Origin of the sequence: Bacillus sp. 95MFCvi2.1 (genome assembly GCF_000374965.1) — a bacterium.
Classification (GTDB): domain Bacteria; phylum Bacillota; class Bacilli; order Bacillales; family Bacillaceae_G; genus Bacillus_A; species Bacillus_A pseudomycoides.
In genome coordinates this window covers 1-11,016 of the sequence record NZ_KB895750.1, presented here as the reverse complement: position 1 = coordinate 11,016, position 11,016 = coordinate 1, and the positions used below count along the sequence as shown (strand labels likewise).

8 protein-coding genes and 1 tRNA gene are annotated in these 11,016 nt (G+C 32.8%); 3 read left to right on the top strand and 6 right to left on the bottom strand.

From position 1 onward, the window contains the following. Positions 1-104: 104 nt before the first annotated feature. Positions 105-175 (top strand) — tRNA-OTHER (locus C568_RS0129555). A 109-nt stretch (positions 176-284) separates the two neighbouring features. Beyond that, positions 285-1,541 (top strand): MDR family MFS transporter, encoded by a 1,257-nt coding sequence (locus C568_RS0129550; protein WP_018783647.1) that lies wholly within the window; start codon positions 285-287, stop codon positions 1,539-1,541. Between the two features lie 293 nt (positions 1,542-1,834). Here C568_RS0129550 and C568_RS0129545 read toward each other — a convergent pair whose 3' ends face one another. The 4 genes from C568_RS0129545 to C568_RS32390 all read right to left on the bottom strand — a co-directional run bounded on the left by C568_RS0129545 (position 1,835) and on the right by C568_RS32390 (position 7,433). Beyond that, positions 1,835-2,995, bottom strand: a complete 1,161-nt coding sequence (locus C568_RS0129545; protein ID WP_018783646.1) for a hypothetical protein — start codon at positions 2,993-2,995, stop codon at positions 1,835-1,837. A 33-nt stretch (positions 2,996-3,028) separates the two neighbouring features. After that, a complete protein-coding gene (locus C568_RS0129540; RefSeq protein ID WP_018783645.1) occupies positions 3,029-3,937 on the bottom strand; it encodes a class I SAM-dependent methyltransferase in 909 nt (302 codons plus the stop codon). 165 nt (positions 3,938-4,102) lie between these two features. Continuing rightward, entirely contained in the window at positions 4,103-5,734 is a 1,632-nt protein-coding gene (gene gltX / locus C568_RS0129535; RefSeq protein ID WP_018783644.1) for a glutamate--tRNA ligase, read from the bottom strand. A gap of 490 nt (positions 5,735-6,224) precedes the next feature. Continuing rightward, positions 6,225-7,433 carry an ATP-grasp domain-containing protein gene (locus tag C568_RS32390; RefSeq protein ID WP_018783643.1) on the bottom strand — a complete coding sequence of 403 codons (1,209 nt, stop codon included), beginning with the start codon at positions 7,431-7,433 and terminating at the stop codon, positions 6,225-6,227. Positions 7,434-8,424: 991 nt separating this feature from the next. Here C568_RS32390 and C568_RS0129525 point away from each other — a divergent pair. Then, positions 8,425-9,327 (top strand): hypothetical protein, encoded by a 903-nt coding sequence (locus C568_RS0129525; protein ID WP_018783642.1) that lies wholly within the window; start codon positions 8,425-8,427, stop codon positions 9,325-9,327. Between the two features lie 86 nt (positions 9,328-9,413). Here the strand turns inward: C568_RS0129525 and C568_RS0129520 are convergent, their stop codons facing one another. Together C568_RS0129520 and C568_RS0129515 are read right to left on the bottom strand one after the other, a co-directional pair. Beyond that, on the bottom strand, positions 9,414-10,076 hold the full coding sequence (locus C568_RS0129520; protein ID WP_018783641.1) for a restriction endonuclease: 663 nt from the start codon (positions 10,074-10,076) through the stop codon (positions 9,414-9,416). After that, the coding region (locus C568_RS0129515) for a toprim domain-containing protein (RefSeq protein WP_018783640.1) at positions 10,069-11,016 on the bottom strand (948 nt) is incomplete at its 5' end. The genes C568_RS0129515 and C568_RS0129520, both read right to left, overlap by 8 nt.

Sequence of the window (11,016 nt, the reverse complement as noted above, 5' to 3'; positions counted from 1 at the left end):
GAAGCTTCTACTTCTGATTAATGGTTCGAATCCATTTGGCCTCTCCATAATTTAATAAAGTTAATTTAAATACTCATATCATCGATATTTTATATTCGATTCATGGGGCCATAGCCAAACGGTCAAGGCAGGAAGCTTCTACTTCTGATTAATGGTTCAAATCCATTTGGCCTCTCTAAAATATTAAAAGATGTAAATAAGACCACTTTTATTAGAAAGTGGTCTTATTTATTTGTAAATCATAATATATTATTATATATCCTAAAAAGAAAGGGCGCGCATATATGAGATTTAGAGATCTACATAAAAACATAAAACTTCGTATTATTGAAACATTTACTAGTCAATTTGTTAACTGGATGATATTCCCCTTCATGACAATTTACTTAGCAAATTATTTTGGTGCTAAAACTGCTGGTTTACTTTTAATTATTAATGTCTTTGTAGGGATTGCTATGTCCTTTATAGGCGGATATTTCGGTGATCATTTCGGAAGAAAAAGAGTTATTCTTGCTGCAGAATCTATAAGATTTTTAGCGTTTACTACGATGATGCTATCAAATTCTCCTTGGTTTGTATCACCAACTATAACCTTTATGATGATGACGGTTAATACAATATGTTGGGGTTTAGCTGGACCAGCAAATCAGGCAATGTTAATCGATGTAAGTACTCCTGAACAACGTAAGTTAATGTATTCTATTAACTATTGGGCAAATAACTTATCTATGGCCATTGGAGGTATGTTGGGTGCCTTACTATTTAAAGACTATCTCTTTGAATTACTTATTGCTTTAACGATTGCAACTGGAAGTGTTGTTATCCTTATAGCTTTCTTTATAGATGAAAGCTATGCACCACAAGAAAAGAAGCTAAAACCAGCGCAACATATCTCTCATTTACTCAAAAGCTATAACCTTGTGCTAAAAGATCGTTTATTTGTATTATTTGCTATCGCTAGTATTCTTATAAATTCCATGGAAATGCAGTTAACCAATTATGTCGGAATTAGACTAACGAATGAAATGGTATCGCAATCATTTTTATTCTGGGACGTGGATGGTATTAAAATGTTGGGGTTCCTAAGAAGTGAGAATACAATCCTTGTAGTCATATTAGCACTGTATGCAACAAAATTAACAAACTTTATGAAGGATAGAACAACCTTAGTAGCCAGTTGTGCAATTTTTTCTCTTGGTTATGGTGTCATAACTTACTCCAATAATATTAGTATTTTAGTTATATGTATGCTTTTATTAACGATTGGAGAAGTCTTGAGAGTTCCTGTAGAACAATCTTATATGGCTTCTATTCCACCTGATAATGCAAGAAGTACATACATGGCTGTAATAGGTGGAATTAAATATAACCTCGCCATGCTAATTGCCTCTTCAACTGTATTCTTGGGATCTTTTGTACCATCTACCATAATGGCACTGCTTATCACCAGTATTGGTATCACTGGAACCATTATTTACTTAATAATAACTCCAGGATTAGATATACGTAAGGCACAGCAGGATACAAAACAAATAAGTTAACTAATATAGTTAGTATTAAACAATTATATAGCTATCTAGGTAGAAAATTTTATTCATATAAAGCCCCCCCAACTCAAAGCTACACTTTAAGATGGGGGGGCTTTATATATCGACCTATCCGATAATTTAAACAGATACAAACCTCTAATACGCTAGAACACATAGGACAGTCCTTGCCGGTAAAAGGGGAATGATATACTCTAATCTTACACATCAATAATACTCCTCTGGTAGCAAGAATCCCACTAACGTTAGTGGGATTCCCCTTTAGGGGTGGAAGTATCAAACTTTTATTATTTCTCTTTATCCATAAACAATTTTTGAATTAACTCCGCACCAAAACCAGAAGTAATAGCATATTCCTTTTTATCAGATAATAATTTTTCAATATAGTCAACTGAACCACCATCCGAAAGTTGAACTCTTCTTCCAGACTTGTTCGTTGCATAAATATGAAGACAATAGTCTTTGTAGTAACCTATTCCAGCTACACGGTTAAAATCAAAGCAGAAATTAACATTAGGATATTTTTCTTGTAAAACCTTCAAAACATCTTTTTCAAATAAAAGCATTTGAGAAACAATCTTCTCTATTCCAAATTTCTCAATGGTTTCCTGACTAATCTCATGCATAGAAGACACTTCATTCGGAATATCTATGTCAAAGTGTTTAAGAAAATCAAAATCCTCATTATTTGAATTTAGAGCAATCATTTCGCGTGGAAGAGAAGCCTTTTCAATAATAGCTTCAAGGATTTTAGTATTAGAAATATTAACAGAGATATTTTCAAATGTATAGCCGTTATTATTTAAATGATCAATAAAATCGATCCATATCGTAAGATGCTCTAGCATAACCTTAGAAACAAAATTATAATATTTATTTTCACGAGCAGCAGTTGCTATTCCTAACAGATTAAAATGTTGCATATACCCTTTACTCTTATCAAAAGGCTGCATTCTTACCACTCTTTGAAATGTACCTAAGTCTACCCTTTCAAATAATGTTTCTTCTTTTTTAGCAAGTTTTTTTCGTCTTGAAGCACATTCTAATATTAAACATGTCGTTGGATCACCTACCACTTCTGATCCACGTGTTGTACTCATAATTTTATTTTGACTAAGGTTAGTTATAACTGAATTAGTACCTAACGGACAAATAGGAGAGACTTCAACTGATTCAAATGTTTCTGGTAAAACTGAATAAAAATTATTTTGAAATTCAACTATTTCACGCTGCTCAAAAGAACTTACTCCATAAAAATCCAGTTTAGAATCATAAATTCGTAATAATTCCTGTGGTGTAATTGAATCAGCACGTCGTTTAGCAGCTTCAATTAATATAGGTGTAAGCTTATACAAAGGTGTTTCACCTAAAATATCGATAAGATTGGGTATACCTAACTTGTCAGTAAGTATTTTTTCAATTGGAGCATTTCCTTCTAATTCCTTCATAATCTTTTTCACCTTTCAATTAGAATGTTTTCTTCAAATCTTTTTTACTTTATAAATGAAACATCCAGGCTTAATTTTTACCTTTCCAGATTCATCAGTAAAACCTTTGAAATAAGTTTGCAACTCCTCCATTACTTCAGGAAGTTTATCAGAGTCGTTAAAGAAAGATTCCATATGGAAATTCATAAACACTTCTAAAGCCTCATCTTCAGAAGCATACTCAATTTCTTTTCCAATATAATGATTGTGTTCGAAGCTAATGATCCCTTCATCTTGTAGTCTAGCTAACTCCTCATCAATTAATTGTTTGGAGAGGCTTTGTGAAGAAAAATCACCAAATAGAGGGAAAACTTTTGCCCACTGTTTTAACAGTATTGATTGCTCTTCAGAACATGAATCAAAGTGAAGCAAGAAGAACTCTGAATTAGATGACATATTTTGAATAATCATTTTTCGGATAGCGGTTTGAGCATATTTCTTTCCTGCTTCGAATCCATCTCTCGTTAACACTTGATGTACAGAATGTGAAAAACTCCAAAGGCTATATATTAAATCGTATTCTTCTTCATTATTATGTAGAAATTCAATCGAATCTGAGTTTATTAGTTTAAGATTTTCATAATTACTAAACTTATTACCAGTATACTCAAGCATTTGTTTACTAAGATCAAGCAATGCTAATTCACGCCATTTATTTTGAGCTTGTGTAGTTAAAACTTCTGTTACTCGACCTGACCCACAGCCTAATTCTAAGATTTTAAGATTTTCTTTTTTTAAAAGTGGCGCTAACCATTCATTAAATAACTCTAAGTCGGTTTTATCATCAAAAATATAATCTTTAATAATCTTATTATAGTATTCTGGGTTAACGTATTCTTCTACCGTAGTTTGAATTTTAAGCCATGGATATTGAATGTATAACTCATTTTCTAATTTATTCATATTATTCACTTTCCTCTCGAATTTGATTATATTTATATATTTTTTATTAGTTGATATATGATATACGTATAATAGATTGATACGATATTATAAATTAATACGCCACAACTATAAAAATAATCACTCTTCTTGATATAATGTTGCTAAATAGACTTATTAGAATAGTTAGTTTGAAAAAGTTTGACTTAAAACCCGATTACGAACCTTTGCATCTCCAATTATTTTGCAAATGCTCCATAAATCAGGTGAATTTAGTCGTCCTACTATACAAACACGTAAAACACCATTTATGTCACCAATATGCCCCTTGTATTGATGAGGATTATTTTTATATTCTTTGACAGTACCTGCATATCCCATTTCAACTGCAATATTAACTATTTTGTTGAACCATGTCGATTTATCATCAGAATAATTATAAGTTTCCAAAAATTTATTAAAGAATAATTTTCTATCACTAATATTAACTGCTACAGGAAAATCATCTTCAATTTTAAAGGTCTCATCATAAAAAAATCTTAAATACCTTTTTGCTTGTTTCCAAGACATTATATCTTTACGTGGTGTTTCGGTACAAAGTGTAAGAGCTGCAACTGAGTAACTCGGATTTAACGTAAAAATCCCCGCAAATTCCATATCATATTTTCCAGCCCAAGTTGCAATATTATTATATACTTCCTTAACAGACATTTTAGAAATTATATTTTTACTTATATCATTTAGTTTCTTTAGATCAAACAATGCACCTGACTTACTCAATTTTTCAGTAGAAAATGGAAAGTCTCCAATGGTACTATCGGGATTTAAAATACGCCACTCCTCAAAATTCGAGTTTAGAATGGTTAATAAATATTCCCATACCGCACTTGGATCATATCCTTCAGATATATAATATTCTAACGCTATCTCTGGATCCTTACGTTTTGACAATTTGCGTTTTGAACTCCCATCAAATTTCATTAGTTGAGCGGTATGACAATAAACAGGCAATTGCCATTCAAAAGCCTCAAACAATTGATAATGCATAGGTAATGAAGGCAACCATTCTTCACCACGTACCACATGCGTAGTTCCCATTAGATGGTCATCAACAACATGTGCAAAGTGATAAGTTGGTATCCCATCAGATTTTAATAAAATAAAATCTTGATAGTTTTCTTGTAAAGTTATTTCTCCTCTAATTGCATCTTCAATCTTAATTATGTTCTTGACATCACCCCCTGATCGGAATCTTAATACATAGGGTTCTTTATTGGCTATTTTCTGTTCAATATCTCCAAAATCAGAATTACGATGAATAGCACTATTGCCATAATAACCTAAATTTAATTTTTGGTTCCTTTGCTTTTCTCTCATTTCAGATAATTGGGATTCAGTACAAAAACACGGATACGCAAATCCTTTTTCTACTAACGCCTTTGCAAAAGCATGATACACCGCTACACGTTCTCTCTGACAATATGGACCATATTCCCCTTTACCAATAGGCCCTTCATCAAAAGATATTCCGAAATACTTTAGAGTAGATTTTATTTTATCTACTGCACCAGGAACTTCTCTTTTGTTGTCAGTATCTTCAATACGTAAAAAGAAAATCCCTCCGCTTTTCCGTGCAAGTCGTTCGTTAATTATGGCACTAAAAAGATTTCCCAAATGTATGAATCCCGTTGGGCTCGGAGCAATTCTTGTAACCTTCGCACTATTATCAAGCTTTCTCTTAGGATAAATTTTTTCATAATCATGAATGGTATATTTTAAGTCTGGAAAAAGTAGGTTTGCTAGCTTATGGTAGTCCACTACATAAATCACCCCTAAAGTGCTGTTCTATTATTAAAATCCTTCCTTGTATTTTAACGTTTTCCGAAAGAAGTCTCCTTCCTCAAGTGTGTGCAGGGCAATAGCCCAACGGTAGGTGGGAGATGAATTTCGGTTTGGCACTGGCCAAAAGATTGTAGTAAACTTATTACATACAGATTGTTCTTTGAAAACTGAAGATATGAGGTTGATACGAGAAAAGATTCGTATCGTAAAATCTTCAATCAACTCGTCACTATATCAAAATAGTGAAAACCAAGCCATGACGTTGATATGGATAAAACAGTCATAATCGCTAAAATACGGTGGGTTCTTACCAAGAACTAAAATTGGTATTTTTTGCGCTACAAATACGAACCGTCGGTGCGAATGGGATAGCTTGGTAAATATAGATAGCTAATAAAAGTATCTACTTCCCAAGAAGCACCCACTTCAAGCTTCGCTAAGTGGTGTGTAGTTCACTACGCGATTATCATACAATCTCTACCTTAATTTCTCTCATAGCTTGTTCAATACTTTCTAATACCTGTGTCACAGTATCCCCTGTTCCTAAAATATACCCATAACGTTCATCCGAATTTGTAAAGTTCTTTATGGATTTGCCTACTTCTAATGTAAGTTCACAACGAGTAATATTAGGTAATTTCTTCGCTTTTTCAATTCCTTGAATCATAGACACTTCTCCTTCAGGAAATACAAAGTGTCGTACTGCAGATGCTGCTCCTTTACGTGGCTTTATTTCCATCTCAATTGATTCATTTCCCGCAATCCTTTTGAGTGTCTCTTCAAAGAAATCAAAACCGTAAACATTTTCAACCATTTCAAAAATGAAGCTACCACCAGTTCTTGTATGGGACTCAATTATATATGGTTCGTTGTGGTGTATCATGATCTCAGTGTGACTTGGTCCACATTGATGCTCAATCGCACTTAAGAACTTTTCAGTTAATTCCTTTACTTTATCTAAAATATCACTAGGAAGTTTAGCAGGAATTGTATGTCCAATTTCAACAAAATAAGGCTCACCTGTCGTTAATTTATCAGTTAAAGCGATTACATTATGTTTCCCATTCCAACTAAATGCCTCTACACTTATCTCCTTACCCTCAATAAATTTTTCGGCAATGATGTCAATGTTTGGATATAGTTTTTTAATCTCATGCAGAGCTTCCTTAGTTCCCTGAGGCCCAGTTAACTTATGAATCTTTCTACTTCCTGATCCTCTTGAGGATTTTAGAATAATAGGGTATCCAACTTTACCTGCAAAGGAATTAACTTCATTAGCTTCAGAAACAATTGAATATGGAATAGATGGCACATTCTTTAAACGCATTTGTTCACGCATCTTATGTTTATATCGAGTAGCCTCAACGGGATGAAGAGGATTTCCTAAGATACCTAATTTATCTTGAATCATTGCAGCATTCAATAAACCTGCTTCTAAAAATGAGACTACTGCATCAAATGGCTCATGCTGATGTAGTATACTAGCTAAATCAACAAGATAAGGTGCATCCACAGGTGCATGGATTACTCGATCTACCAGGTCATAATCCTGTTTGCTCATCCAATCTTTTTCTTGAATCAATGTTATATATAAATCATATTTTTTTGCTTTCTGATAAAGATCGGTTCGACCGCCAATCATAAGTAAGTGCTTTTTATTAGATGATTGATTCAATTACAAAACCCCTTTCTGTGTATTCTTACATTAATTGTTTCTCAAATTACTAGTTTTCTTACTTCCTAGACATCCAAGTCATAAAAACAAATAAATTCTGCCAATTCTGCAGTATGTGAATATTCAAACAGTATGTTTTCCATTATATAGGTATTTAAGGAAATTAACAACAATTACCATCCATTTTCTTGATTTTTATTTAGTATTTTCCATGCACTAATTGATTTAAATGTACTTCGTAATATTAAAATTCTAAAAAGTCTTTTTTAAAAGTTAAATTAATAGTCTTAAATAATAAAATGAATTCAACGGCTTAGAATTCGATTTTTTTCAATAAGTCGAATCATATTTCATATTTCAAAATAATTATATTTCATTCAAGCATATACTTATTGTTCATTTTGTAATACATGTTTTTTAATGACTTTGTTTTAAGCTAAGCTAACTCGTATTAACGATAATAATTTTACAGTTTATGTATGGTTTGTATCTTACTGAAAATTAATGGAAACATCTTCTATTTATATCAATTTTCTGATATGATTGAATAAATTAAATTTATATATATAAATTTCCTGAAATAACATTATAAAAATTTTCAAAAGCTCGATAACTTTACTGAAGACAATTGAAATACGAGCTTTCATTTATATATTAATAGAAAATTCTAACTATTAACATCAAAAAAAAGGACTGTCCATGAAAGACAGCCTTCTCATTACTCTTTATTGCTATCTTCTGTCATGATTAAAGATAACAATAAAGATATTTAAGCAAATATTCTTATATAAAAAATAAAACCCCGACATGATTTTCATAGGTTTGTTGAGTTTGGCCGCCCGACAACCATTGAAAATGAAAACACGAGGTTTGTTTTCACATCATTAAATTTATATCTTTATGATAGCATATGATTTTTAAAATGTGAATAACAAACCTCTAGTTTTCTATGCCTATTTCTCAGTTCGGGTTAAAAACTGGAGGCTTTTTGATGGGAAATGATGTATTTAAACATGCTAGAAAACGAGGGTATAGTGTTGTAGAGAACTCACTACTTGATGATTGCAACCTTACAGGAATGGCTAAGTACCTTTTAATTCAATTTTGTTCGCACCGCGACGGTGCTTGGAAGATTACAATGCCAGATATTATTAAACGTTCTAAAAATGGACGTGACGCACACTATAACGCACTTACAGAATTAATACATAATAAATACGTCGCTCGTGTAAAAATTTTAGAAAAGGGGAAACACAAGAAACAAATCTATATTTATGGACAAATAAAAGAAGATGTTGCTGAAATCCTAGAAGAAACAATTCAAGAACAAATTTCTAAAGGATATTCAATTCGGGTTGAGTTCGGAGAGCCAATTACTGAAATCCAGGATACGGCCTCCGAAGAGTTAGAGAGTTCCGAAAAACCATGTACTGACAATCCGGATGTAGACAATCCGAATTCAGATTGTCAGTACAATATAAAATACCAAGGAAAAAATACTACAAAAAAAAGTACCAATACTAATATTAAGGATATAGTATATTTTGATGATGATAAGCGAAGCTATTCTTCACCTTCCCTAGATGAAGAACAATTAAATTTAATTGTAAATACTCTGCGGGAAGCTACAAAAGACGATCTAACAGATAGAAGTTTTAAATCAGTCTTAAAAAAAGTTATGGATAAATATAATCAAGGAAAAGTTTCAAATTTTAGAGATTATTTAATTACGGCTCTAGTCAACAAAATTGAAGAATTAGAGCTTCGTAGAATAAAAGAAAATGCAAAAAAAACATTACAAGCGAATAAGTTAGATAAAAATATGGTAACTTGTAAACTTTCAGAACATCAATATATAGGTAAAATTCCTTTCTACAACTGGCTTGTATCTTAAAAGAGATTATATTAATTTACAGAATATGTTCGTTTAAAGCTATAAATGCCCAGTGATAAATAATTGAGCTGTATTTTCATTACAGCTCAATTATTTATTGGCTCAGTATGTGTACATATAGGATATCGAGAACATTCAAAAAATTTTCTTCCCGTGTTATGCAAATTTCGAACAACTAATTGATGTTTACATACCGGACACTTCCGATTTACAGGATCTACACCATGGTACACCTCTTCAGCCGAATACTTGGGATTGACTTTATTAATCAATTTTTGAAGCTCTACACGATCTATTAGTTTTACATGACATGCTTCCGCTAATTCTTTCGCTTGTTTTGTATAAAAACTATTGGTTACAATCCATGCTTCATCTGCCTTATAATACGCTTTCCCTGCATATACTTCTTGTACAGCTCGGATTCCCACTCGATTCTTAATCCCATATCGTTTCGCCTGGATCACAATACGATTTTTCCCTTTTAATACGACGTCAACTCCGTAGTCACAGGAACGTTTTGTGACTTCTGGACGGTACCTAAGTTCTCGAAAGAGAGCTTTTAGATACACCTCAAACTGATGTCCATCCATTTTATCTATAATACCAATACCGGACTTTGCCATTCTTTTTAGAATTCGAATATCACGTATTTTTCCGTATCCCCAATTCAACATATGAAAGATAATATAGATACCCATTCCATACAAAAAAAGCTGTAATATTCCTGGCATCCCTAATATATTAGACACTTCGTTCCATCTCCTTCTTTTGAATTGTTACTATTTTTTTCTTTTGTTGTACTTGCGGTTGTATATAGAATTGTTGCTGTTTTTCTGTTAATTGTACGGCATTCTTCAGTACATCATTCCAATCTTTTTCTTGGGATGGTAGATGCATTTGTACACGAGGTGTAATCGTTAGTGCTCCCATTTTTTCCGTAAATTCTTTCCCCGCTTTATCATTATCTACTGCCAGGACAATCCGATTCACGGAAAGCCCTTCATCTTTTGCCTCTTTAAATGTACGTAAAACTGTCTTCATCTTTAGTCCATTCATACTGACTAATCTTGCATTTTGTAGTCGGTTTTGTTGTAACGTCCAATACGAAAGAAGGTCAATTGGACTCTCAAAATAATAAATGGATGTTGGTTTTCCAACATCCACCATAAACCCTGTATGCGGTTTTCCATTCGGCAAAATTTGTTTAAAGGAACCTCGTTTATTTTCCATCTTAACCGTCCCTTGACGCTCCGCACCTACTACATTTCCTATTCCGCCTTGTTCCCGCCATTTAAACACCAAATTCTTCTTTTTATCCTGTGCAATCAAGTCTTGACCAATCAACCAATTTACTAAACGAGCGTCAATCTTCCGTTCATCAGTTAAATAGTGCTTAATGGCTTGTTTATCCTGGACTTCTAGATGCCCTGGATAACGAAAGGGCTCATCTTGTTTTGGTTCTTCTTCCTTAGAAGATGTAAAAGTAGGATAATCACCAAAATTCACGTCTCGAACTGCTTCTTGAAAAGTCATACCATAGTACATTCTAGCAAAGCTAATCGCTCCATATCCCTTCTCTCCCCGGCTATTCCATGCATACATATTGTCACGAATTAACAAGCTATCGTGCTCCGTATGTCGATAATAGTTTCCCTCTTTTTGAAATTTCTCCCCTTTAGCTTCTAAATA